Annotated in this window: 26 protein-coding genes; 1 reads left to right on the forward strand and 25 read right to left on the reverse strand. The window is 59.4% G+C overall.

The window, feature by feature from the left end; all coding sequences use genetic code 11:
* The first annotated feature begins 480 nt into the window (after positions 1–480).
* Positions 481–1,599 (forward strand): LOG family protein, encoded by a 1,119-nt coding sequence (locus BK659_RS26010; RefSeq protein ID WP_123428389.1) that lies wholly within the window; start codon positions 481–483, stop codon positions 1,597–1,599.
* Between the two features lie 42 nt (positions 1,600–1,641).
* On the opposite strand, the gene recX is transcribed toward BK659_RS26010, so the two are convergent.
* The 25 genes from recX to BK659_RS26140 form a co-directional block, all read right to left on the reverse strand.
* Complete coding sequence (gene recX, locus BK659_RS26015) at positions 1,642–2,109, reverse strand: recombination regulator RecX (RefSeq protein ID WP_123428391.1); 468 nt, start codon at positions 2,107–2,109, stop codon at positions 1,642–1,644.
* An 8-nt stretch (positions 2,110–2,117) separates the two neighbouring features.
* Positions 2,118–3,170, reverse strand: a complete 1,053-nt coding sequence (recA, locus tag BK659_RS26020; RefSeq protein WP_054595966.1) for a recombinase RecA — start codon at positions 3,168–3,170, stop codon at positions 2,118–2,120.
* 83 nt (positions 3,171–3,253) lie between these two features.
* Positions 3,254–3,754 carry a CinA family protein gene (locus BK659_RS26025; RefSeq protein WP_123428393.1) on the reverse strand — a complete coding sequence of 167 codons (501 nt, stop codon included), beginning with the start codon at positions 3,752–3,754 and terminating at the stop codon, positions 3,254–3,256.
* A gap of 82 nt (positions 3,755–3,836) precedes the next feature.
* Positions 3,837–4,373 carry a lysis system spanin subunit gene (locus BK659_RS26030; RefSeq protein ID WP_123428395.1) on the reverse strand — a complete coding sequence of 179 codons (537 nt, stop codon included), beginning with the start codon at positions 4,371–4,373 and terminating at the stop codon, positions 3,837–3,839.
* The gene (locus BK659_RS26035) at positions 4,355–4,918 is read right to left on the reverse strand and encodes a glycoside hydrolase family 19 protein (protein WP_123428397.1); all 564 of its coding nucleotides are present in this window, start codon (positions 4,916–4,918) and stop codon (positions 4,355–4,357) included. Before BK659_RS26035 ends, BK659_RS26030 begins: the two co-directional genes overlap by 19 nt.
* A gap of 15 nt (positions 4,919–4,933) precedes the next feature.
* A complete protein-coding gene (locus BK659_RS26040) occupies positions 4,934–5,542 on the reverse strand; it encodes a tail fiber assembly protein (protein WP_123428399.1) in 609 nt (202 codons plus the stop codon).
* A 7-nt stretch (positions 5,543–5,549) separates the two neighbouring features.
* On the reverse strand, positions 5,550–6,641 hold the full coding sequence (locus BK659_RS26045; RefSeq protein WP_123428401.1) for a phage tail protein: 1,092 nt from the start codon (positions 6,639–6,641) through the stop codon (positions 5,550–5,552).
* Between the two features lie 22 nt (positions 6,642–6,663).
* Complete coding sequence (locus BK659_RS27840; RefSeq protein ID WP_185015474.1) at positions 6,664–7,104, reverse strand: tail fiber assembly protein; 441 nt, start codon at positions 7,102–7,104, stop codon at positions 6,664–6,666.
* Between the two features lie 12 nt (positions 7,105–7,116).
* Positions 7,117–8,328: a carbohydrate-binding protein CenC gene (locus BK659_RS26055; RefSeq protein ID WP_123428403.1), complete on the reverse strand. Its 1,212-nt coding sequence runs from the start codon at positions 8,326–8,328 to the stop codon at positions 7,117–7,119.
* Positions 8,329–8,339: 11 nt separating this feature from the next.
* A complete protein-coding gene (locus tag BK659_RS26060; RefSeq protein WP_123428405.1) occupies positions 8,340–8,939 on the reverse strand; it encodes a YmfQ family protein in 600 nt (199 codons plus the stop codon).
* Positions 8,927–9,967 (reverse strand): baseplate J/gp47 family protein, encoded by a 1,041-nt coding sequence (locus tag BK659_RS26065; RefSeq protein ID WP_123428407.1) that lies wholly within the window; start codon positions 9,965–9,967, stop codon positions 8,927–8,929. The genes BK659_RS26060 and BK659_RS26065 overlap by 13 nt, the downstream gene beginning before the upstream one ends.
* Positions 9,957–10,355, reverse strand: coding sequence for a phage GP46 family protein (locus BK659_RS26070; RefSeq protein ID WP_123428409.1), 399 nt, complete (start codon positions 10,353–10,355; stop codon positions 9,957–9,959). Before BK659_RS26070 ends, BK659_RS26065 begins: the two co-directional genes overlap by 11 nt.
* Positions 10,355–10,864: a phage baseplate assembly protein V gene (locus tag BK659_RS26075; protein ID WP_123428411.1), complete on the reverse strand. Its 510-nt coding sequence runs from the start codon at positions 10,862–10,864 to the stop codon at positions 10,355–10,357. The genes BK659_RS26070 and BK659_RS26075 overlap by 1 nt, the downstream gene beginning before the upstream one ends.
* Positions 10,865–11,052: 188 nt before the next feature.
* Entirely contained in the window at positions 11,053–12,093 is a 1,041-nt protein-coding gene (locus tag BK659_RS26080) for a phage baseplate assembly protein (protein WP_123428413.1), read from the reverse strand.
* A gap of 3 nt (positions 12,094–12,096) precedes the next feature.
* On the reverse strand, positions 12,097–13,335 hold the full coding sequence (locus tag BK659_RS26085) for a DNA circularization protein (RefSeq protein WP_123428415.1): 1,239 nt from the start codon (positions 13,333–13,335) through the stop codon (positions 12,097–12,099).
* On the reverse strand, positions 13,322–15,085 hold the full coding sequence (locus BK659_RS26090; protein ID WP_123428417.1) for a phage tail tape measure protein: 1,764 nt from the start codon (positions 15,083–15,085) through the stop codon (positions 13,322–13,324). The genes BK659_RS26085 and BK659_RS26090 overlap by 14 nt, the downstream gene beginning before the upstream one ends.
* A gap of 130 nt (positions 15,086–15,215) precedes the next feature.
* Positions 15,216–15,512 carry a phage tail assembly protein gene (locus BK659_RS26095; protein WP_054595954.1) on the reverse strand — a complete coding sequence of 99 codons (297 nt, stop codon included), beginning with the start codon at positions 15,510–15,512 and terminating at the stop codon, positions 15,216–15,218.
* On the reverse strand, positions 15,509–15,856 hold the full coding sequence (locus BK659_RS26100) for a phage tail tube protein (protein ID WP_123428419.1): 348 nt from the start codon (positions 15,854–15,856) through the stop codon (positions 15,509–15,511). The genes BK659_RS26095 and BK659_RS26100 overlap by 4 nt, the downstream gene beginning before the upstream one ends.
* A gap of 66 nt (positions 15,857–15,922) precedes the next feature.
* Positions 15,923–17,419, reverse strand: coding sequence for a phage tail sheath subtilisin-like domain-containing protein (locus BK659_RS26105; protein WP_123428421.1), 1,497 nt, complete (start codon positions 17,417–17,419; stop codon positions 15,923–15,925).
* Positions 17,419–17,601 (reverse strand): DUF2635 domain-containing protein, encoded by a 183-nt coding sequence (locus BK659_RS26110; RefSeq protein WP_054595951.1) that lies wholly within the window; start codon positions 17,599–17,601, stop codon positions 17,419–17,421. The genes BK659_RS26105 and BK659_RS26110 overlap by 1 nt, the downstream gene beginning before the upstream one ends.
* Positions 17,598–18,182 (reverse strand): phage tail terminator protein, encoded by a 585-nt coding sequence (locus BK659_RS26115; RefSeq protein ID WP_123428423.1) that lies wholly within the window; start codon positions 18,180–18,182, stop codon positions 17,598–17,600. The genes BK659_RS26110 and BK659_RS26115 overlap by 4 nt, the downstream gene beginning before the upstream one ends.
* Before the next feature lie 204 nt (positions 18,183–18,386).
* The gene (locus BK659_RS26125; RefSeq protein ID WP_123428424.1) at positions 18,387–19,403 is read right to left on the reverse strand and encodes a contractile injection system protein, VgrG/Pvc8 family; all 1,017 of its coding nucleotides are present in this window, start codon (positions 19,401–19,403) and stop codon (positions 18,387–18,389) included.
* Between the two features lie 9 nt (positions 19,404–19,412).
* Positions 19,413–19,625, reverse strand: a complete 213-nt coding sequence (locus tag BK659_RS26130; RefSeq protein WP_123428427.1) for a tail protein X — start codon at positions 19,623–19,625, stop codon at positions 19,413–19,415.
* Positions 19,618–20,001 (reverse strand): phage tail protein, encoded by a 384-nt coding sequence (locus BK659_RS26135; RefSeq protein ID WP_123428429.1) that lies wholly within the window; start codon positions 19,999–20,001, stop codon positions 19,618–19,620. The genes BK659_RS26130 and BK659_RS26135 overlap by 8 nt, the downstream gene beginning before the upstream one ends.
* Positions 20,001–22,202: a phage tail tape measure protein gene (locus BK659_RS26140; protein WP_123428431.1), complete on the reverse strand. Its 2,202-nt coding sequence runs from the start codon at positions 22,200–22,202 to the stop codon at positions 20,001–20,003. Before BK659_RS26140 ends, BK659_RS26135 begins: the two co-directional genes overlap by 1 nt.
* Positions 22,203–22,247: the final 45 nt, after the last annotated feature.

The raw sequence follows: 22,247 nt of genomic DNA on the forward strand, positions 1-22,247 counted from the left end.
CCAATGATTGCGCGATGATTCCCCACAGCTCCTGAAGCGTTGCGCCTTGCCCTGGACGCAATGCTGTCTTGTTGTGTCTGTAACTTAGTAAATCAGAGCTCTGGCCATCCAGCAGAGGTTCTGACGGGCGGTGAAAGCCAATTGCAAACCCGTAATAAGTTATTGCCAGCGAAGACTTTCGAGGACCATGATCAAGTCAGCGCAACTCACCGCGAACGTCTAGATTCAGTGTATTGGTGTTAAATGTTCGAGGCAGAAAAGGGGCTGCCCATTCAGAGTCCTGTAGTGCGAACGTTTCTTTCATCCAAGGGATAAACAGAACCCGTCTGGATGACTCGACCGCCACTGCAACGCTTCATGGCGATGTCGAGTCGGGTGTAGTACCCAGCCCTCTTGCGGGCTGACAGCGACACAAGCAGTGTCGCGGCTCAGGCGAATTTCTCGTTCGAGCCGAAGGTTCTGTGTAGAAGGAGAAGTTGAATGCCTTACCAACCGAATGACCTTCTGGTGCGTCATTTTCAAAGCATCGGCGTCGATCTCACCAGCAAGATCGAAGAGCAACTCAACCTGGTTTCACCCAACAGCCCGAATATTCCGATTTATCGCGACATGATGTTGACTGTCTTGCGCATGGCGCAAGAGGACCACAATCGCTGGAACGCCAAGATCACGCTGCAAGCCCTGCGCGAACTGGAGCACGCCTTCCGTGTGCTGGAGCAGTTCAAGGGACGGCGTAAAGTGACCGTTTTCGGCTCGGCACGTACGCCGGTCGAACATCCGCTGTACGCCCTGGCCCGGGAACTGGGCGAAAAACTCGCTCAGTCGAACCTGATGGTCATCACCGGTGCCGGTGGCGGCATCATGGCCGCCGCCCATGAAGGTGCAGGCCGGGATCACAGCCTTGGGTTCAATATCACCCTGCCCTTCGAGCAGCATGCGAACCCGACCGTAGACGGCACCGCCAACCTGCTGCCCTTCCACTTTTTCTTTACCCGCAAACTGTTTTTCGTCAAAGAGGCCGACGCGCTGGTGCTCTGCCCAGGCGGCTTCGGCACACTGGACGAAGCCCTGGAGGTGCTGACCCTGATCCAGACCGGCAAAAGCCCGCTGGTTCCCGTGGTGTTGCTGGATGCTCCCGGCGGCACTTTCTGGGAAGGGGCGCTGGACTTCATCCGCAATCAACTGGAGGCCAACCGTTACATCTTGCCGAGCGACCTGAAGCTGATTCGTCTGGTGTACAACGTCGATGAAGCCGTTGAGGAGATCAATCAGTTCTACAGCAACTTCCACTCCAGCCGCTGGCTGAAACATCAGTTCGTGATCCGTATGAATCACACACTCAACGACCAAGCGCTCGAGCATATGCAGGAGGCCTTTGCCGACCTGTGCCTGAGCGATCATTTTCATCAACATACTTACAGTGGCGAGGAGCACGACGAGGCTCAATTCAGTCACCTGGCGCGACTGGCCTTCACCTTCAACGCCCGTGATCACGGACGCCTGCGTGAGCTGGTCAACTACATCAACCTGCCGGAAAACTGGGCCACGGCTCAACCCACGACGCCGCAGCGCAATCGGGAACAGATCAAGGTTACCTGATCAAAAAAAGGCTCGACTATTTCAATAGTCGAGCCTTTTCAGTCAGTCATCCATTCCTCGGCCGCTGAACAGCCGGCCAATCATTTCCATGGAATATCCCCGATAGGCGAGGAAGCGCCCTTGCTTGGCGCGCTCACGGGCGTCTATCGGCAAATGCCCGGCAAACTTGCGTCGCCAGGTGTCTTCCAGGTTTTCTTGCCAGCTGATTCCGCTTTCACGCAGGGCGAGTTCAATATCGGCACGTTGCAAGCCACGCTGGCTCAACTCTTCGCGGATGCGCAAAGGGCCATAGCCGGAACGGGCACGGTAGGAAACAAAGCTTTCGAGGTATCGGGATTCGGACAGCAGCCCCTCTTCCGTCAGACGGTCGAGTGCTGTGTCGATCAGCTCATCTGGAGCACCGCGCTGACGCAGTTTACGCGTCAGCTCGACTCGACCATGCTCGCGTCGCGCGAGCAGGTCCATTGCGGTTCGCCGCACCGCGACGAGGGTATCGAGTACGGCGGTCATCGGATCAATCAGATATCAGCGTCAGCCAGATCATCGGCGGTCTCTTTGACCGGCGAAGCTTTGACGTCTGGAGTCGGCGTCAGCAGCTTGTCGCGAATCTGCTTCTCAAGGGTGGCAGCAATGTCCGGGTTGTCCTGCAGGAACTTGGCCGAGTTGGCTTTGCCCTGACCGATCTTGCTGCCGTTGTAGGCATACCAGGCACCGGACTTCTCAACGAAGCCGTGCAGTACGCCGAGGTCGATCATCTCACCGTTGAGGTAAATGCCCTTGCCGTAAAGAATCTGGAACTCGGCCTGACGGAACGGCGAAGCCACCTTGTTCTTGACGACTTTGACGCGGGTTTCGCTGCCAACTACTTCGTCGCCTTCTTTCACCGCGCCGGTGCGGCGGATGTCCAGACGAACCGAAGCGTAGAACTTCAGCGCGTTACCACCGGTGGTGGTTTCGGGGCTGCCGAACATCACGCCGATTTTCATCCGGATCTGGTTGATGAAGATCACCAGGCAGTTGGCGTTCTTGATGTTACCGGTGATTTTACGCAGCGCCTGGGACATCAGACGGGCTTGCAGGCCCACGTGCATGTCACCCATTTCGCCTTCGATTTCAGCCTTCGGTACCAGGGCCGCCACGGAGTCGACGATGATCACGTCAACCGCGTTGGAACGCACCAGCATGTCGGTGATTTCCAGGGCTTGCTCACCGGTGTCCGGCTGGGAAACCAGCAGGTCGTCGACATTGACGCCCAGTTTGCCGGCGTATTCCGGGTCCAGTGCGTGCTCGGCGTCGACGAATGCGCAGGTCGCGCCGGCTTTTTGAGCCTGGGCGATCACGGACAGTGTCAGCGTGGTTTTACCGGAGGATTCAGGACCGTAGATTTCAACGATACGGCCTTTTGGCAGACCGCCAATGCCAAGTGCGATGTCCAGACCCAGAGAGCCAGTGGAAATAGCCGGGATCGCCTGACGGTCCTGATCGCCCATACGCATTACGGCACCCTTGCCGAATTGACGTTCGATCTGACCCAGGGCCGCAGCCAAGGCTTTCTTCTTGTTGTCGTCCATTAAAGTCCTCACGTAATCAATAAGGCCTGACGGCCAACACCTGTATAAGTAGCCAGTATTATTCCACAGCGTTTCCGGATCGCCTACCCCTGATTTGAGATTTCTCCGGCGGCATACTGCAGCAACCCCTCTAGCGCGGCCTTCACCGTTTGTCGGCGGACTTCATCGCGGCTACCGGGAAAGTGTCGGCGCTCCGAATACACTGCATCTCCGACACCCCAGGCCAGCCAGACGGTGCCTACCGGTTTGTTCGGCGTACCGCCGTCCGGCCCCGCAATACCGCTGACCGCCACAGTAAAACGCGCGCGACTATTGTGCTGGGCGCCACGCACCATGGCTTCGACCACTTCACGGCTGACCGCCCCGACCTCAGTGAATAACTCGGCGGGCACATTCAGTTGCAGGGTCTTCTGACGATTGGAATAGGTGACATAGCCGGCCTCGAACCACGCCGAGCTGCCGGCAATCCGGGTGATCGCTTCGGCGATCCCGCCGCCCGTGCAGGACTCGGCCGTGCTGACATGGGCATTGAGAACCTGCAAACGCCGGCCTAGTTGCGCGGCAAGCTGGGTGATTTCGTTCACGACTCTCTCCTTGATCAGGCGGGCATGCGCTCTACCGTACACGAGCGAATCACGCTTGCAAGACGCAGGCTAGATCAAAATGTTAGCGAGCAAGCGCTCTGACATAGGCCTGACAGGCCTGCAAGGCAATCAGTCCGCGGTCGCCTGCGTCGGTGATGCCGATAATTCGTTGAGCATGCGCCGGCTCAAGTCGGGCTCGTAAGGCTCCATGAACCATGCCGCCGGTGCCGGAGGCGGCTGACACACCAGAACCGGTGCCGGCATCACTGGGGTCGATAAGGACTGACAGCCGCAAATCAGCAGTGGCAAGACGGTCGCGCAGGCGACCTTGATCACGTTGCGCATCGCTCAAAGCCTTCGAGTAAGTTTGATCGCTGGCCTGGAGCCGTTGCTCCAGGGCCAGGCGTTTATCCTGTTCGGCGCGCTGTTGATTCGCCGCCGCCAGGGTCAGTTGGTTCAGCGCCTCGCCGTGCAACCTGGCTTGTTCCGCCAGTTGCTGGCCGTAGCGCCAGTCCTGAATGTGCCAGGACACTGCCGCGGCACCGCCAGCCACAATGGCCAGCAGTACAGCGACAGCGATAACCCGGTAAGAAACCGGCATCAGACCGAAGGCTGGCATAACACCGCCCTCGCCCGTGCCCAGAGTTGCAAACGTTCTTCCAGCCCATTCAACCCGCCGTTGATCCGGCGAGTAATGCTGTTGAACTGGTCACGATCGGCCAGTTCGTTCAAGCCGTTCTGCTGCCAGAACCAGGCTGCCGATTCGGCGGCCCATTGCGGCTGCTCCAGCAACTCCGGCAGAGCCAGCAAACGCTCATCGCCAAACAACGCGAGGCTGCATCGGCGATAGTTGTCGTGACCGGTAATCTGAATCAGCCCGCGCCCGCGATAGCGCTGACCATCACCGTCAGCTTCAGGCGTGTTGCCCAAGCGGAGGGCCAGCGCGCCGGTGTCGTACTTGCTGAGGTACTGGTCGTTGCCCAGTTCACGCACGTAACGCAACTGCCCCGACTCATGACCGACTTGTGCGAGGAAAGCGGCGATGCGTTTCGGGGTGTTGATGTTGTGGTGGGTCATTGCGGTGTTAAGGGCAGAAACGAAAACGCCCGCTTGAGGGCGGGCGTTGGGCATGATCTTGAGCAATTGCCCTTCTGTTACAGGCATGAGGATGTCCCTTGGTTACTTTTGTTTAAGGCCGAAGAGCGAGAGCAGTGAATGGGTCGGTTCCTTGGGTTCAGAAAACGTCAATATCGGCCACTCGACTGCAAGGGGATAACCGGCTTGCTGTTCGATGCGGTTCAAGGCAATGCAGTAGCGTTTCCAGTCCAGCAGCGCGGATTGCTCCTGTTGGGTGGCATCGCCCAGATCGACGGCATATTGAAGGGGCGCGATGCGCATGGCAGCGTCGCGCAGGCGGCTGTCTCGCTCTTTCAGAACACTTGCCAGTTCAGCCGCGGCTTTCGCCGATTGATCAAGTTGCCAGTCGCCATCGAACCAAACGTAATACTGGCCGGGCCAGGGTTTATCGGTGAAACCATCCGGCAGTTCACCCAACTGTTCCCAGGTGGTCGATGCGCCTGTTTGCGTTTGAAATATGGTGCCGCGGCGGTCACGTAATGCCTCGGGAATGCCATTCACCCAGGCCCATACAAATCCGCTTTCGGGTTCGGCGAGCTCGTCAGGTAACTCGACGGCATTACTCGGTAGTTGCACACCAAGACCCGGCGTGACAAACAGTTTTACCGGACCGATCAAACCGCCTGAGTCGTCAATTAAATAATGAAACATGGGCACCTCAGATAATCTTGATTCGACCTGGATAAGCAATATTTCGCGGCCGGGACTTAAAGGAGTAGAGCAAGGTATTAGCGGTATCCATCTGATAGGCAGTTCCTACAGGAAAAGTAGGCCCACCATTGACGACTGCAAAATTGCGCACTTCTTCCTGCGTATCCGCACCAACCAATGCGAGACTGTCAGACCATCGAGACCCGATGGCACCCGCGCCCTGAGCGCCAAAAGCATAGGAGTGGTAAGTACCGGACTGAGACGATCCCGGTACACGTCCGGTATCGACAGTTCGCCCCTCGGACAGTATTCGCAAAAACTCCCCTCGCCCTTCAGGTCCGCGGAATGTCAGCGCACCATCACCGGTGGTCCATCCGCCTTCATTACCGAGCCGACTCGCCTCGGTTTTCAGCATCCCGGACTGCTGGGCGTGATCCCACAGCCATGGCCATTCAGCTCGACTCAACACAGAACCGTTTAGCGCACCGTACCCACCTGGGCTCAGGACAGTCGTCGTTTCAAAGAAGGGTCGTCCCAGCGGAACACCATCGAACCGCCCAACGGGCCACCAGCTACCGAGACCATCACTGCGCAAATGCCACCAGTCTCCCGCCCCCATCAACACCAGAAATGGATAGCCGGCAGGACGAAGGTGGGTATGAAACTTGATCGTGTCCGTCCCCATGCACTGAACTGTCAGCCGGTTGCCGCTGTTATCCAGTCGCCTCACGATGACGTCACGTACACCCAGCGCTACATCGGCGGCAGGCAGCAGCAAGGTGGCTGCATCCGACCCGGCACTGACCAACACAAGCCCCAACTCCTCGGCCAGCAATGCTTTGGAACCGGAGACACTGGTCACTAACGAACGCATGGGGCTCGACTTTGCCGTGATCATTTGCAACGCCTTGAGCAGCTGACTATTGTCCGCCTCAGACGGTGCCAAACCGACACTCGTAATAACCGCCAGCAGTTCCTGGGTAACACTGTTACCCCATGTCGCGGGAATCAACGATCCCGGCGTCCCGGAAACTACGTTTTCATCAACAAACTTGCCATTCACCAGCCCTATGCCGGGCACACTCTTTGGATAGTCCAATGTTCCACTCCTTATACATTTTCTATTGAGTAATGGAGGCGTCTACCGGTTTCACAGATTTCCTGACCCGTGTTTTTCTAACGGGAGCAGCCATAACGCTGACAGGAGCAAGCAGCACCGGCCGCCCTGTCAGTTCGGGAAACGCTTCGGTAGCCGGCCAATTGCGTAAGTCACGGCGATAGGTTTGCAGGCTTTCGTACTCTGCAGCGGATAACGTCGTTGCAACCCCCGCCTCCAACTCGTCACGATGCCTCGCAACCAAACCATCGGTTAAAAACAGTTCGGAGTCACGCCACGCGCGTTCAGCCTCTTCCTGTCCAGGATTAGCGTTCATCGGGAGTGATTCGCCGCCGTGACTCAGCCACTCCTGATAAACAATCCAGTCACGATTGGCTGGATCTTCAGGAATAAAAACCGAGTCAGCGAGACGAAAAACTCCGCTCGTCATTAATTGATAGCGCATCTTGCGTTACTCCTAAATTTCAGCATCAGCCGTAGCGTGGATGTAATAAGACTGGGTGACGACTGCCACATCGGAGTTATCCACCCATGCACCTCGCGTAGACACTGCATAGGGCCGAGCATTGGCAGATGAAACCTGATCGCTGCCCGATCGCCATTGCCCCGGTGTTCCGTTCGACATGGGCTTGTATAGGCTAATGCTTGGAGTTGTTCTTTTTTCAACCTTGAAAGGCCACTGCGCTAACGGCTGAGAGGCAAAGGTGGTCTGGCCCATCTTGACCGTCGATATAAGGGCTCCGGCTATCGAGCCTGTTGTGTCTCCCGGTTGAACATCCTGGTTGAAGGTTTTTTCGTAATAACGCTGACAAAGCATCAACTCGTCTGCCGGAGTACGAAACTCAAAGGGCGTGGACACTGGGCCTTCTTCAAGTTGAACCTGAGCCAGGTCGATTGTCTGCAACACATTCAATGGGAGGTCGAACGCTAGCCTGAGACAATCATTACCGGTCCCTCCCTGCGTCTTGCCAGCAATGGAAGGAACCTGAACAGTCGCACTGTATCGAGCCCAGGAACTGGTTAATTGAAAGTTCCCTACAGTCGTCACAACAGGCTCCGAGCCACCGCCAAAAAACTGCGCCACCGTTACAGTTACCTGACGTGCGGAATCCGCTTTTGCCCAGAACGTTACTGTTGCCAACTTCCCTGCCAAGGTTCTGACCGATTCAATAGTCTGTGAGATCTTGTGTGTATTAGCTCCCGCACCCGCGGTAATTTGCTGCCAGCGCAGGAAATACCGAGGTTCATTGGGAACTTCCGTCTGGCCTAATACAAAGTTCTGCCGGGAAATATTGACACCTGCGTTACCATTCCAATCACAACGAAAGCGGTCAGCAATAAAGGCACCCGTATTGGGAGCGAGATTGGTAACACCACGCTGCCAGACATCAAAACTCCCGTTAATCAGAAGATTCTTGCGATAAACCTGAACCGGGAAACGCTGCTGTGGATCAAGTTTTGCCAGTTCCTTGATAGCCAATGTCAGCTGATTGGTTTGATTTTCTGCTGGCACCATTCCCGCCGCGCTGATCGCACTCACAATCTCCTGTGTTACCGCGTTACCCCAACTTGCCGGAATCAACGAGCCCGGTGTACCAGCCACGGGGTTTTCATCTACAAACTTTCCATTTACCAACCCGGCGCTGGGCACACTCTTCGGATAATCCATTTCTCTATTCTCTAGTCATAATTGATGTGCACCAACGTATGCGCCGGTGCGCTGCGATGTATCAGGCACTCCAGCGCGGAGCCCGGGTTCATGCCGAAGCGTTCGCCCCAGTAGCTGGCGCCGAATCGCCGGCCCAGCAGCAAGCGGCCACCGGTGTTGAGGGTCCACATGAATTGCGCCTGCCAGGTGCCGAAATGCGCCGCACCGAAACGCGAGCGCCCCATACGTGGCGATTCGAGTTCGGTGATGGTGGCGTTCGGGTAGCCTTGGGTACGGGCGATTTCGACGTAGTAGCTGATCGCTTGGCTGCCGACCGCGAGCAGTCGTCGGCGTACAGCGAGGCGGCGGTCGTCGAACAGCGGGGTCAGTCCCAGACACGGGTCGGGCAGGTTCATCACCCGTTCCCAGTCCGGCACCAGTTCGCTGACGCCGGCCGGGTCCATTTCGTTGAGCAGGTCGGCGGCGCGGGCATCGAGGCGGGCCAGTTCTTGGGAAACGTCTTCCAGGACGTGTTCCAGTTCCGGCACTCGCTCCGGGTCCCAGGCCGGACCGCTGGGCAGCAGGCTGCGCAGTTGGGCCTGGTATTGCTCGGCGGTTCTTATGGCAGCCATACGCAGCCTCCGAACGTCAGCAGCTGATTGCTCGCGGCCGTAACGTCGGCGGCTGGCGCGACCAGTTTGTGATCGCTCTCGCCGGTGGCGCTGCTGATGGCTTCGGCGATGTGAGTCAGCAGCAAGGTTTCACCGAGCCCGGCCTCGCGGTTGTGCAAGTCGCGCAACTGCGCTTCGACGGCGGCGCGCACGGCGCTGGTGTCGGGGGTCAGGCGCAGACTGTAGGTCACCGGCAACTGCACCGGCGCCAGCACATGCAGCTCGGCGGTCACCGGGCGCAAAGGCTCGATGTGCGCCTGGACCAACGCCAGTTGTGTCGCGTCCGGAACCGGTTGCGGGTCGTCGTCACGCATGACGAACAAACCGACCGTGCCTGGCCCCAGATAGCTTCCGCGACACCAGGCGCGGGTGATTCCCGGGCACTCCAGCGCCCAGGTTTCATAGTCTTGCGCCGAACCGCCGTGAGGGATAATCCGGTACGAGCGGATGACCCGCGAACGCAGCGATTCGACGCTTTCGCGGGCAATGCCGCCGGTCAACCCCGGCTCCAGCACGGTGAAGGTTCCGCCGATGCCCTGGATCGGTTGCACCGGGATCAGCGTCATGCCCGCGTCGGCATTGCCGAGAGATCCGGCATCCAGCGCGGCAATGGTGGTGCTGTTGAGGCCGTTACTGGTGGTGCGCGCGGCGGTCACTTTGTAGGTGCGACCGTCGCTCGATTGCAGCAGAGTATCGACATCCAGCACCGCGCCCGCCGTGGCGCTGAAGCTGACGGCTCCGCGAGCTGATTGCGCCGCTTTACGCGGCTGGTTGAGGCGTAGCGCGGCGATGCGTTCCAGGGTCGGTTCATCGGCCTTGTCCGGCAGAATCTGCTCGGCGATCCAGTCCAGATAGCCATACAGGCCAAAGGCTGCACCACCGAGGGTTCGGGCCAGAACTTGCGCATCGGACTGGCGCAGCGAATCGCTGGCCAGGTCGCTTTGGGTGCGCGAAATCAGCACCGGCAGCGAAGGCGTTTCAAACGGCATAGGTCACCTGCCAACTGTGTTCAGGGTTGATGTCCAGACGCTCACCGTCGGCCAGCGTCAGTACCGTGCGCAGGTTCAAGCGCTGGTCGTCGAGGCGTTCGCTGAGGATCTCGATGGCGCTGCAATGGCCGTCGTCGATCAGCCATTGCAGAGCTTCGCGGGCATAAAATTCGGCGTCGAGCTGGGTCTGCCGGGTCAGCTTGACCCGGCGCAGCAACCACAACCGCGAGCCTATGCGGTCGTCGGCCACCGTGGGAAAACTGTCGCCCCACCAACCGAAGCGCTCCTCGTCATCGAGGAAGTCATCGTCGGCGGCGCGGCGCCAGGTGAAGAGGCTGATCAGCACCGAACGAGTCAGCGCGGATTTGAGGTCACGACTGATAAACATCACTGACCTCCTGCCGGTGCAGCGGTCTGGCCGTTGCCCGGCTGGACGCCTGGGTGCACGTGCTTGATCTGGCTGATACCGCCGGCGATCTGGTCGCCCTGAGAGACGATCTTGCCGGTCTGGGTCAGGGTCGGCGTGTCGATGTTCACAGCGGTGCTGGCGCGGATATTCAGCGTACTGGTTTCGATGTCGATGATCCGTCCACGCTTGAAGTGGACCTTGTCACCTTCGTCGGTGTAGATCGCCACTTCACCGGGGGCGAGTGCCTTGAGGCGATAGCGGCGGTCGGCGACCACCAGTACCACGGCGTGAGAGCGATCCCCGCCGAGAAAGGTCGCGATACCCTCGGCACCGGCCAGCGGGTTGCTGGTGAAACCGTAGGGTTCGAAGTGCTCCATGTCGTCGTTCACTTCGCCAGCGGTCAGGCGCATTTGCAGCGATTGCAGTTTGGTAGCCGAATTGGCGAGCACGACAGTGCCGCGCGCCAAGAGGCGTGTCAGTAGACTCATTGGATTTTCCTTGGATATCTGAGGCCCGGCATGGCGATACCCTGTAGCAGCTGCCGAAGGCTGCGTTCGGGCGCGTAGCGGCCGTGAAACCTGTATCGACGATTAACCTGAAGTACCGCAGCGCCTGATTTCACGACTGCTGCGCAGCCGAACGCAGGCTTCGCCAGCTGCTACGAATTAATGTGAACTCAGGATTTTGGTAGCACCGGGTTGGCGTCGAAGGTATGCGGCGGCGCCACTTGCAGGGTGGTGATGGAGCCCTGTTCAGAGAGCGAGTAAGTGACCTTGGAGATCAGCATGTCCTGATCAAAGCCCAGCACCTTGTCGATCACCCGTACCAAGGTGTTGTGCCGCCACAAATCACCGTTGGCTTGCCGCCAGCCTTGCACGCGGTAGGTCGTCGTCAGGGCTTTGCCGGTGCGGGTGGCGCTTTCCCAGTCGGCGCGTTGCTGCGCCAGCTCTGGCGTCAGTTGAGCGCTTTCGCTGATCACCGTGACCCGTTTGCGTTGGGCCGTGGCGTCGGTTGCCACACCCGACACCTCGCTCACCGCGCTACCGCTTTTGGTGTCGCTGCCCTTGTGCTGACCGATCACCCGGTATTCGGAAAACACCTGGCTGAAATCCATCGGCGCGTTGGCCGATAGGATGTTTTTGCCCAGTTCCAGCACATCGCTGGCGCGCCCGCCGCTGCCCGGTTTCGCCAACAGCACCCGGCCTTCGGCATCGTCGGTGGAGAACACCCGGTACAGCGTCAGCAAACGGTCGATGGACTGAAACACCGTTTCTCCCGGAACGATGCTGTGTTTGTTCAGCTTAGCGGTTTGTGGAATCTCGCTGACCACGCCCACGCCATAAGGCGATGCCAAGGCCTGGACGATGCTCAGCACGCTTTGTTCCTGCCATTGGCTCGGACGGTTGATCGCCGCGCAATCCACCAGGTCCTGGGTCAGCGAACTGCCCGCGATACTCAGGCTGATCTGCTTGCCGTCGTAACTGATCGGCGCCTTGTAGACGTGCCCGGTGAGTACCAGATCGCAACCGATCCGCACCTGACAACGCGAACCGGGTTTGATCGGCACCGCCAGGGTTTGCCCCGGCCATTGCCAGGTGATGTTGAGTCTGAAGGTGCGGAACTGACGCTCCAGGTCCGCACTGATTTCAACGCTTTTCCAGCCGCCATAATCCAGACCGTCAACGGTCAGGCTGACGGCATTTGCAAGTTCGGTCATGGCTTACTCCTGGGCGATTTTCAGGTCGCCCGGGGGCAGGAATCCAAAGTGAATCACACCGTTGCGCTGTGTCACTTCACCCACCCGAGTGGCATCCCCCAGGTACTGATAGGTGAGCACCAATGCCGGCATGCTCTGATTGGGAGACAGGGTAATCAAGCGCACACCGGACGACGCCACGGCCGTCAGATGCCCGAACAGTTGCTGGCGCAACGCATTGAGCGCTTGATAATGCACAGCGTCCGCCTTGAGGGCGGCTTGCCAGATCGCTTCGTTGAGCGCCTCACGCAAGGCCAGCACATCGTCGGCCACCGGCACGTCTACCCGTCGCACCGGTTGTACGGCTTGCTGGGCGAGGGACGGCGTCGAGTTCAATTTGACCACTGGGGTGGCCACCGGCATCAACGCCACCTGATAGCCGAGTTTCACCAACAACGCGTCCTGCACCAGATTGGCCATGGCCTGAGCCGCCGCCACCGTGTCCTTGCCGGTAGTGAGCTTGGGAGCGTCGATCTTTTTCACGGCTTCAACCTGCTGTGAGGCGTTAGCGAGAACGCCACGGTAACCCTCACGCGCAAAGTCCCCGAGCTCCTTGATGTCGCCGAGCAAACCCTTGAACTCGGCGCTCACTTCGCGGGGCAATTCCTTGATGGCCTTGACCAGCAAACTGAGCTCCTTGTAGGTCTCGATCAGCGCCTTGAACTCGTGCTCGATAACCTCGTAGACCTCCTTGAGGCTATCGCGCAGCTCTTTGATGCCGATCCGCGCTGCCTTGATGACGCTCATGGCGTCTTCGAAGCGCCGCACCATCGATCCCAACAAGCTGTCGGCCGACACCAGCAATTGCTCGCGAGTGTTGACCTGAGCGGTGGGGAACTGCAGCGGCTGGTCGGGGTAGAACTTCAGAGCAAACGTCACCAGCCCGCCGTCCTGGCGGGTCTGGGTCATTTCGCACTCACCGACCTTGACCTGCATCCGCCCCAGCCACGGGTGAACCAGTTCACCCGCGCCCTCCTCCAGTGCCTTGAGCAGTTTGTCACGCTGCTCCAGGCAATCCGGCCCGACGATAAAGGCCGTCAGGTCGTGGATCTTCGCCTGCTGGCCAAGGCCTTCGAAGAACGGTTGGTCACGCTGGGGATACTCATGCAACTGACCTTTCTGGCCGACCGGGGTTTTCGCCTGATCGACCCAGAATCCGACGCCGCGAAACGACGCCGGCAACAAACGATCACGCCAACTCATTGGAGCCTCCGAGAGAAAGTGAGCGATAGCCGATCTGTGACGTCAGGGCCAGACCCGGTTGGTTGGTTTGCGGCGGATCGGTACGCATGCCGGCCGGTGCATTTTCAAAGCGCACGGTCAGGCCACCTTCCAGTTGCGCACGGTTGTTGGCCGCACTTTGTTGCACCAGGGCGTTGGAGCCTTTGGGCAAATCGCTCGGCAGCGACGATTGATCGTTACTGGCACCGAAAAACGCTGGCGCCAGTTCACCTTTGCCCTCGGCGTTGGTTTTCCGTTGTGCCTCGGTCAAGCCTTCGACCTTGCCGGTGATCTTCGCAATGAAGCCACTGAAACTGCCGCCGAACATCTCCTTGATCGGCTCGATAATCGCCTTGAGTTTTTCCCACAGCCCACTGAACCACGCGATGATCGGCGTCCAGTGCTCGGTAATCATCTCCATCGGTGACCAGTCGAACAGCGTTTTGAACAGTTCCCCGACCGGGGCCGTGACACTGGTCAGCGAGTCCCACAAACCAGAGAAGAATCCACCCAGTGGTCCCCAGGCCGTGTTGACCATTTCCATCGGCGACCAGTCGAACAGACTTTTAAAGAAGTCCACCACCGGCTGCGCCATGACCTCCAGGGTCTGCCACACACCAGAGAAAAAGCCACTTAACGGCGCCCAGGCAGCATCCACTACCGCCATTGGCGACCAGTCGAACATCCCTTTGAAAAAGTCGACCAGTGGCACGGACAGTGCCCGAAGCAAATCCCAGATCGCTGAAAACAATCCAATCAGCGGTTGCCAGTTGTTAACGACCATCCCCATCGGGGACCAGGAAAACAGCGTCTTGAAAAAGTCGATAACCGGCGCAGCAACGGATTTGATCCCTTGCCAAAGCGAACTGAAAAACCCGCTGATCGGGCTCCAGTTGGCAATGATCATCCCCAGCGGCGTCCAGCTGAAAATCACTTTGAACGCATCGAACAGCAGCGAAGCCGCTGCTTTGATAACGTCCCAGATCGCCGCGAACACCTGACTGATCGGCCCCCAGTTGTTGATGATCATCCCCAGCGGCGTGAAGGCGAACATCGTCTTGAAGAACTCGACCATCGGCATCACCACTGGCGCAATCTCTTGCCAGAGCCCGGCGAAAAACCCCGAGATCGGCTTCCAGTTCGCAACGATCACCCCGGCCACCAACGCAATGCCCATGGCAATCAGCATCAGCGGGCTGGTCTTGAGCACCGTGCTCATCAGATCAAGCGCTTGCGTGGTGGCGGTGACCGCGGTTTGAATCGCCGAGAACGCAATAGCGCCCGCGGCAATGCCCTGGACCAGCTCCGGGTTGTCGTTGAGCAACGCCCCGACACCATTGAGCAACGGTTCAAGACCGACCACCACCGCGCTGACCGCAGGCAGTAACGCCGCGTCAACCGCGACCGAGACCTTGTCCATCGAAGCGCTGAAAATGTTCAGGCTTTGCGCAGCACTTTTGGGCACGCTCGGCATATCGACGCTTTTTGCCGTCTCACCGACCTCAGCCAATTTGCCCTGAAACGCTGCCGCCGACTTGATGCCTTCGACGAAGGGCGTGACCACGTTGCCGCCCTTGAACAAGCCGCTGATATCCAGCTTGCCCATGCCGGCCTGCTCAAGGTTGTTTTTGAAGCCATCGACTTTCGCCCGAAGGTCCTTGAGCTTGGGTGAAAGTTCATCGATGCCTGTCAGCAAGACCGCTTTTTTCTCAATCTTTTCTGTCTCTGCCATCACTGCACCTGCTGCATCGCATTGATTCGTTGCGCGTGCTCCAGTGACTCGCGGAGCACGTCCAGTGGCCTGGCCATCATCTGTTCGGGGTCAACCTTCCAGAACCAGGCCAGGTCATAGGCGACAGCGATCAGGTCGGTGATGGCGCCGATGCCGCACTCATGAAAAAACTCGCGACAGCCCAGCTCAGCGCGTTGAGGTCAGCCAGGTCCAACTGGTTGACCGACGACGGCGGAATGCCGGCGCAAACCGCGATGTATTTGGCCGCGACGTCCATGTCCAGGCTGACTTCTTCGCTCTTGTCGATCTTGTACGGCAGCGCCTTGATCGCCCGCACTTCCTGCACCGTCGGACGGCGCAGGGTCAGTTCGGTCAGCGGCTCGCCGTGGGCCTCGATGGCCACTTGCAGCTTCACGGCTTGAGTCATTGCCAGGTCCCCTTCACGCCTTCGAAGACCAACGCGATGGACGCGTCATCGCCCTTGGAGATCGGCGCATCGATCAGGTAGGCACCGGCCAGCACAAAGACTTTGCCGTTGCTGAATTCGCAGGTGACAGTCATGTCGGTGCCGGCGATCAGTTGCTTGAGCGGGAAGTCCGGGGTATGCAGCGCCGTAACCTTGAACGATGGAGTGATGTCGGTTTCCTTGTAGAAACCCGGCACCAGTGTTTCGCGTTTGGTGGACATCAGCGGCGCTTCGCAGCCACCGTTGATGGTCAGTTGAGCGCCGTCCACTTTGACGTAGCAGGTGCCCGCAATCAGTTGACCCATGGTGTTTCTCCCTTCAATAAAAAGCCCACGCGAGGTGGGCTGAACTCATACAGTGAAACCCGGCATTCAAGCCGCGTTGTCGTACTGCAAACGGAATTGGTTAAGCAGCGCGAATACACGCAGGCCGTTGATGTAATCCGGCGGGAACAGCACGTTGACGCGGCTCGGGTCCTGGCTGTCGCGCTCGACGATCAGGTGCTCGGCGAACAGCTCGGCATTCTCCACGTGGCCTTCCAGTTCAAGCTTGGCGTACTGGGCGATCAGTTCACCGCGAATGGTGCTCGGGGTGACGATTGGCTGGCCGGCGCCGAAACGGGTGCCGTCAGCGGCCAGTTTGTGCCGACCGTACTTGCTGGTGATCACGCTTTGCAGACGACGCACGATAAACGCCGACTGGTGCATGGTTTCACTGTCCAGGTAGGAGTTGTCTGCCTGGCCGTAAGCGTTTTTCTGATAGGTGGTGATCGCCCGCTGAATGCGCACGTAACCGCCTTCGTAGTACGCGGTGGCGATGCCATAGTTGAGCAGCGACTGGCGCTCGGTCAGGGTGAAACGCTCGCTGGCCGGAGCCGGCTCGACACCCGGCAGGCTGCCGCTTTGGGTCGGACGGCTGGCGTCGGCAGAGATGAACACCGAGGTGCGCGCAGCCAGTGCGGCAGCCTGAACCCAGAACGGTTGAGGGACACCCAACTCCAGCGCCTGAATGGTCACGTGCTGGTCGTTGCGGGTTTGACCGGCAGCCACCAGGGTGCCAACGGTGCCGCGTTTGGCGGTGTAGACGTGACCGAACAATTGCTTGGCCCACGACCAACGACCGACGCTGTCATCCATGACGGCTTGCCAGGTATTGAGGGTCGCAGTGTCAGTCCACGGCATGCAGATGAATTCGAATGGCTCATCACCCAGTGCAGCCACGGCCGCCACCTGATCCGGCACGCCAGCGCCACCGGCCATTGCGGTGATAGCCGTGGTCAGACCTGCCGGAGTGTCTTCGCCGTTGCTCTTGCCCAGGCGATTGAACTGCAGGCTGATGTCGTTGGCACTGTCACCGGTCCATTTGGCGGTCAGGGTGATCACGCCTTCTACCGCAGCGGCGGTAACCGGCAGATCGGCGCTGGCGTTGATTTTCAAGGCCAGTGCCGTTGCGGCCTGAGCCGCTGTTGCAGCGTTGACCACGGCCGCTTGAACGCGCACGCCGCCGACATACAGGTTGAGCACACCGCTTTCTGTTGCAGTGCCGGTCAGAGTCAGCACGCCTTTGGCAATGCTGCCGACGGTGTTGTGCACCGGCAGGCACCAGATTTCGCCGACCGGGTCGGTCTTGCGCCAGGTCTCGTACATCGAGGCCAGCATCGAGCCTTGGCCGCCGATGCTTTTGGCTAGCGCCACGCTGGACACCAGCACCAGTTTGCCGACATCGGCGCCGGCAACGTTGTCGTTGACCTGAGCGACGATCAACCGGCGCATGGCCGACGACGCGCTATTGGCTGCCGAATTGTCCATCTCGGCGTAGAACAGCGGAACACGAATGTCTGCAGGAATGTTGCTGAATCCGATCGCCATTATTTGGCTCCCTGTGGTGTTGCCGCTTCCACGGCTTTGGTAGTGATATCGCCATCGGCCAAACGTCGACGCCACCAGGCGTTGTCCGGCACTTCACGGCCTTCGAGAGGCAACAGATCGCCCGCTTCCGGGTCGGGCACGGCACGGCCTTCGGCCGGCAGCACAGTGATGCGTTTGCTCATTGCTTTACGTCTCCAGAGAAAGTCAGTTCCAGGCGCCCGTCAGGCCCCGGACGTTTCAGGTTGGGGTCCGCCGGGTCGATCGCATCGACCCGCACGGTCACCCCGGTAAAGGACGACAAGCCGTCCAGTTCACGCTCGTGCCAGCTCTCCGCAGGCTGACCTGGCAGATTGCGGCCGAGCTGAAACTCGGTAAAAAAACGCAGGCGATACAGCACGCGGCTGCTATTGATGGACACCAGTTCACCGCCGTCGTAGGCGATGGCGTCATAGGCGCTACCAGGCTTGAAACCCACCAGTGCCCGCCAAAGTTCGGCGCGCAGGTCGTGCAACAGATCCAGCGCTTCTGTAGCGTCCGTGGTGTCGAGCACCAGGGTCACTTCGAAACGGTCGCGGATCGGTTGCAGCAACAGGTTTTGCGCCACGCTCTTGCTCGCCAGATCGGCGATGGGGACAACGTAGGCGCAAGGGGTTTGCAGCGGTGTGTTGGCTTGCAGTGATTGGAGATCAATGCCGGCAGCGATACGGTTGGCAAAGCTGGGGCATTGCTCACGCAGTTGCGTGAGGATCGGAGAGATCTTCATTGGAGGCGCTCCAGAATTGAATGAAAGGTGCGATTGAGGCCCAGGCGGCAACCACCCGATCGCATTCGGGCATACCTCAATGCCAGCCAGTCAAGTTGAGTTAACTGTGGGAGCGAGCTTGCTCGCGATAGCGGAGTAACCAACAACATCAACGTTGAGTATGAAATCGCTTTCGCGAGCAAGCTCGCTCCCACAAGGGGGGGGTTATGCCTTGGCGTCCAGACAGGTCGCCTCGATCATGCAGCGATAGCTGTTCTGGCGATCGCAGCTGGCGGTGACCTTGTCAATCGACCAGCGACCGCGCATGAAGTCCGGCCAGGTGGGGTCCAACAGCACGATCCCTTCGGCGGCCAGGCCCGGATTTCCGGGGCAGCCGATTTTCACTTTGAGCGCTTCGCGCATCATCCGGCGCACCTCGCCTTCAGCGGCGGCCCGGGCATCGTCGGCGCTCTGGTAGCGCTGACGAACAGTCTTGAACGGCGCGATGCCGCTCTCCTCCACCCGCACTTTGCCGGCCGCCGCGTCCCACCAACTGGTTTTGCAGCCCTGGTATTTCGCCCGGGCGGTTTCATCCAGGGTGGCGGAGATAAAGGCGTTATCGCCGGGACGATTGTTGGTCGTCACTGACAGTTTTATGTCCGGCAGAACTTTGCCCGATAACGATTTCGCCTGACCACGCCGCGCCAGCACATACAACTCGTTGACCGGTTTGGCGACGGCGTCGTGCAGGTAGGCCAGTCGGGTCAGAAAGCCCATGTCGGTTTCGTTGGACTGGTCGATGTGTTCGATCTTGATCAGCGCCAGTTCCGGGGCGACACGCGGGGAAAAACCGTGCCTGGAGGTCAACTGACGAAACAGCGCCCCCAGCGTTGTCGGACCGTGGCTGGCCGAGCGGCGCTGCTTGAACCCGGTCTGATCCGCAGCACTGAACGGCGCCGCCGTGGCCACCAGCGTCAGACGCAGGGGAAACAGAGTCGGCGTGCGCCGGGTAATGACGAACTCGCCTTTATCCACCAACCCCGACTCCAGATAACCGACCCGCAAACCGATTTTCCCACCCAGACTCGGCAGCCCTTCAAGTCCTTCCAGATCGAGGGTCAGCGTCAGCTGATCGGACTCGATACCGGCGGCATCGATATGCGTCCAGTTGATCAGTCGTTCGTTGATCAGGGCCGCATTCGCCCCGTAAATCTCTACTGCTGGCGTGAAACCCAGGGCCATGGTGCCTCCTTAATCCCAGGCCGTTATCGGTACGATCGCAGCGGGTTTTGATTCAAGCTCCGGTAGAACCACCCAGACACCCGCAGGCAATACCGGGCCCGGTTCGGCCAGCGTCGGATTGAGGCGCCACAGCGCCTCTTCGGCTGCATCGTCGCAACGATTGAGCTCGCGGTAGAGCAACAGATTTACCGAATCACCGGCAATACTTCGAACCCTACGCATTGGCGAACTCCGTCAATTCGATCACCCAGCCAACCACCATCGCGGTGCCGTCATCAATGACGTCACTCTGGGTCTCCGATACCTTGCTGATCTGCCACAGGCCCCAGTTGCGGCCGATGCCGTCAACCAACGGCACAGGGATGCGCAGCGCCTGCAATGCACGCAGCTCATCGAGCCGATCCATGGCGGTCGCGTACATCGACTTGCCCGTTATCGTCAGCCCTTGCAGGCCTTGGCCGATCTGACTGGATTTGGGTTTACTGGTGAGGATGTCGATGCTCTTCCAGCCGCCGTCCGACGTGCGCACCAGGCTGTGGTAAGCGAAGTTTCTGGACAAGCCGAAAATAAAACTGCCCAACACCATTTGCTGACGCATTACGTACCTCCGTCGGTCAGGGCCGCGTCACTTCGCATGGCGAGTGAGTTGGGCATGGTCATTAGCCCGAATTGGCCCGTAATCTGTTGCACAACCAGGTTCGCCAACTGACTGGCACTGGCCTGATCCTGACCATTGATGTAGATGTTCGCGTTAACCGTGTTCTGCTGATTGCTCGTCTGGGCGTTGGTCAGGTCTTTGCTGACCTGTTCCGGATCGGCGAGTTTGTCGGCAGGCGCTGCGAGTTTTTCACCCAGCCAGGCACCTGACTCACTGCCCATCCAGCCGCCTACCAGCCCGCCAAGAAGCCCACCGATGGCTGTACCCAGCAGCGGAACGACACTGCCCAAAGCGGCACCCGCGGCCGCACCGGCCGAAGCTCCCGCCCAGCCACCACCTGCAGCCCCCAGGCCTGCTCCCACCATCCGGGTGTTGCCGACAAGCAGACCCTCGGCCACATCAGCGACGGCACCGACTCCTTTCAATGGGCCGGGAAGCTTGCGGGGTATCGAACGCATCGAGGCCGTCACGCCGCCCCAGCGAGGAGTGCTCGCACGCGAGCCTCGCGGACTCACACGTACAGACGGACCATTTCTGGATTCTGGACTCCTGTTTGTCTCGCTGGCATTCGGTTTGTCCGTCCGACCTTTGTTTCTGAAATCGTCGGAAATCGCCTCACCCAATCGATCAGGGAGCCGTGCGGCCACCCCACCCAACACTCGCTTGGCCATCCGATTGGTCAGCTCATCCGCTATGGCTTTGAACAGCGCCCCCACCAGCGGTTTGATCGCCGCTGCAACCAGCACAATTGCAGCGGTAGTTTTCGGGGAGGCTTCAGCCAATTCACTCAAACCGTCCACCAGTGAACCAAGCGAGTGGAGCGAACTATCCGTCACGGGCGCCAGAGCATTACCCGTGGCCACCGACAGACGATCATTGCTTGCACTCAAGACGTTCCACTGACCTTGCCGGGTTTTCGACAGTGCGAGTGCGTCTTGCCTCACCGAGCCCTTGTCACCCAGCTCCGACGTGGCGTACTGGGCTTTGTCTTTTACCTGCCAGAAGGCTCCATTCACATCGGTAAGGTTTTGCGCCATGCTCAGCGCGGCCTTATCACCATCGCCAAATAGCGTGGAGGCAAGCGTCGCGCGATGCTCGGCAGGTTGTGCGTTCAAGGCCGCAAGCACCGACATCACCGTGCCAGGCGCTGCGTCCTTGTCACGCAAGCCGCTCGCCACCGCTTTCGGCTCCAGCCCCAGCTGCTTCCAGGCCGCTTGCTCAGATGCCGAGGCCTGATCCCCCTTGCCCATGACCGTGGTGATGCTTTTTAGCGCTACGCCGGTATCAGCCTTTTGCGTACCGGTATTGAGCAATGCCGCCGTCAACGCTGCTGCTTGCGCAGGGGACAGACCTGCCGCCGTAGCCGCTGCACCGTCACGCTGCAAGACGGCACCGATGTCGGCCGCTTTCGCACCATTGGGTATCTTGCCCAGATGGTTGGTTGCATCCGCCAGGTCAAAGGCCTGAGCACCGTTGAGCTTCATGGAGGTGCGCCAGCCGACCATCATCTCGGCGACATCCATGGCCGGCATTTTGAACGCCGACGCGGCCACGCCGGCGTCACTGGCGAAGCGCTGCAGCTCTAATTGTCGGTCCGACGCATTGGGCAGATCGCTAACGATTCCAGCCCTGGCAGCCAGACTTTCAATCTTCACCAAATCAACCGCCTTGGTCCCCCCGGCCGCCACCAGCGGAGCGCTGGCGATGTGCTGGGTTGACTGCGCCATCTCTTCGCTCTGGCGCGGGGTAAATTGGGCTGCCTGCTTCAGATCGGCCATGGCCGAATCCATCGCTATCGCGGGTTTGAGCAGGTCCGGCGGTTCGATACTGCTACCCGACTTGCCCGCACTCTTTTGCTCGCTGGCCGGCTCACTCCTGGCACCGGCGCCCATCGTTTGGGACAACAATCGTTGCGACGAAAGTTTCAAGGTCAACGACTCGATAGCCGTCGTCAGCAGACCGAGCTTGAGCCCGACGTTTTCCAGCGCCAGACCGAGGCCAGACATCTGATCCCTGGCGGACGTGCCCGTACCTTGTGCTGACGCAACGCTGGTGACTGCCGTAGTCAGGCTGGTATTACCGAACGCCAACCCACTGTCGTCGAGGGCCGCGTATTTGAGCGAATATCTATCGTCCGCCATCCCGCTCTACTCCTGTTTCACGCCAAGGCGAGTGATCGCGATGTC

Origin of the sequence: Pseudomonas brassicacearum (genome assembly GCF_003732225.1) — a bacterium.
GTDB lineage: Bacteria > Pseudomonadota > Gammaproteobacteria > Pseudomonadales > Pseudomonadaceae > Aquipseudomonas > Aquipseudomonas brassicacearum_E.

Bases quoted from the DNA above. Each gene is read 5' to 3' on its own strand.
- BK659_RS26010 (WP_123428389.1), top strand. From the start codon at position 481: ATGCCTTACCAACCGAATGACCTTCTGGTGCGTCATTTTCAAAGCATC.
- recX (WP_123428391.1), bottom strand. From the start codon at position 2,109: ATGACCGCCGTACTCGATACCCTCGTCGCGGTGCGGCGAACCGCAATG.
- recA (WP_054595966.1), bottom strand. From the start codon at position 3,170: ATGGACGACAACAAGAAGAAAGCCTTGGCTGCGGCCCTGGGTCAGATC.
- BK659_RS26030 (WP_123428395.1), bottom strand. From the start codon at position 4,373: ATGCCAGCCTTCGGTCTGATGCCGGTTTCTTACCGGGTTATCGCTGTC.
- BK659_RS26035 (WP_123428397.1), bottom strand. From the start codon at position 4,918: ATGCCTGTAACAGAAGGGCAATTGCTCAAGATCATGCCCAACGCCCGC.
- BK659_RS26040 (WP_123428399.1), bottom strand. From the start codon at position 5,542: ATGTTTCATTATTTAATTGACGACTCAGGCGGTTTGATCGGTCCGGTA.
- BK659_RS27840 (WP_185015474.1), bottom strand. From the start codon at position 7,104: ATGCGCTATCAATTAATGACGAGCGGAGTTTTTCGTCTCGCTGACTCG.
- BK659_RS26055 (WP_123428403.1), bottom strand. From the start codon at position 8,328: ATGGATTATCCGAAGAGTGTGCCCAGCGCCGGGTTGGTAAATGGAAAG.
- BK659_RS26060 (WP_123428405.1), bottom strand. From the start codon at position 8,939: ATGGCTGCCATAAGAACCGCCGAGCAATACCAGGCCCAACTGCGCAGC.
- BK659_RS26065 (WP_123428407.1), bottom strand. From the start codon at position 9,967: ATGCCGTTTGAAACGCCTTCGCTGCCGGTGCTGATTTCGCGCACCCAA.
- BK659_RS26070 (WP_123428409.1), bottom strand. From the start codon at position 10,355: ATGTTTATCAGTCGTGACCTCAAATCCGCGCTGACTCGTTCGGTGCTG.
- BK659_RS26075 (WP_123428411.1), bottom strand. From the start codon at position 10,864: ATGAGTCTACTGACACGCCTCTTGGCGCGCGGCACTGTCGTGCTCGCC.
- BK659_RS26080 (WP_123428413.1), bottom strand. From the start codon at position 12,093: ATGACCGAACTTGCAAATGCCGTCAGCCTGACCGTTGACGGTCTGGAT.
- BK659_RS26085 (WP_123428415.1), bottom strand. From the start codon at position 13,335: ATGAGTTGGCGTGATCGTTTGTTGCCGGCGTCGTTTCGCGGCGTCGGA.
- BK659_RS26090 (WP_123428417.1), bottom strand. From the start codon at position 15,085: ATGGCAGAGACAGAAAAGATTGAGAAAAAAGCGGTCTTGCTGACAGGC.
- BK659_RS26095 (WP_054595954.1), bottom strand. From the start codon at position 15,512: ATGACTCAAGCCGTGAAGCTGCAAGTGGCCATCGAGGCCCACGGCGAG.
- BK659_RS26100 (WP_123428419.1), bottom strand. From the start codon at position 15,856: ATGGGTCAACTGATTGCGGGCACCTGCTACGTCAAAGTGGACGGCGCT.
- BK659_RS26105 (WP_123428421.1), bottom strand. From the start codon at position 17,419: ATGGCGATCGGATTCAGCAACATTCCTGCAGACATTCGTGTTCCGCTG.
- BK659_RS26110 (WP_054595951.1), bottom strand. From the start codon at position 17,601: ATGAGCAAACGCATCACTGTGCTGCCGGCCGAAGGCCGTGCCGTGCCC.
- BK659_RS26115 (WP_123428423.1), bottom strand. From the start codon at position 18,182: ATGAAGATCTCTCCGATCCTCACGCAACTGCGTGAGCAATGCCCCAGC.
- BK659_RS26125 (WP_123428424.1), bottom strand. From the start codon at position 19,403: ATGGCCCTGGGTTTCACGCCAGCAGTAGAGATTTACGGGGCGAATGCG.
- BK659_RS26130 (WP_123428427.1), bottom strand. From the start codon at position 19,625: ATGCGTAGGGTTCGAAGTATTGCCGGTGATTCGGTAAATCTGTTGCTC.
- BK659_RS26135 (WP_123428429.1), bottom strand. From the start codon at position 20,001: ATGCGTCAGCAAATGGTGTTGGGCAGTTTTATTTTCGGCTTGTCCAGA.
- BK659_RS26140 (WP_123428431.1), bottom strand. From the start codon at position 22,202: ATGGCGGACGATAGATATTCGCTCAAATACGCGGCCCTCGACGACAGT.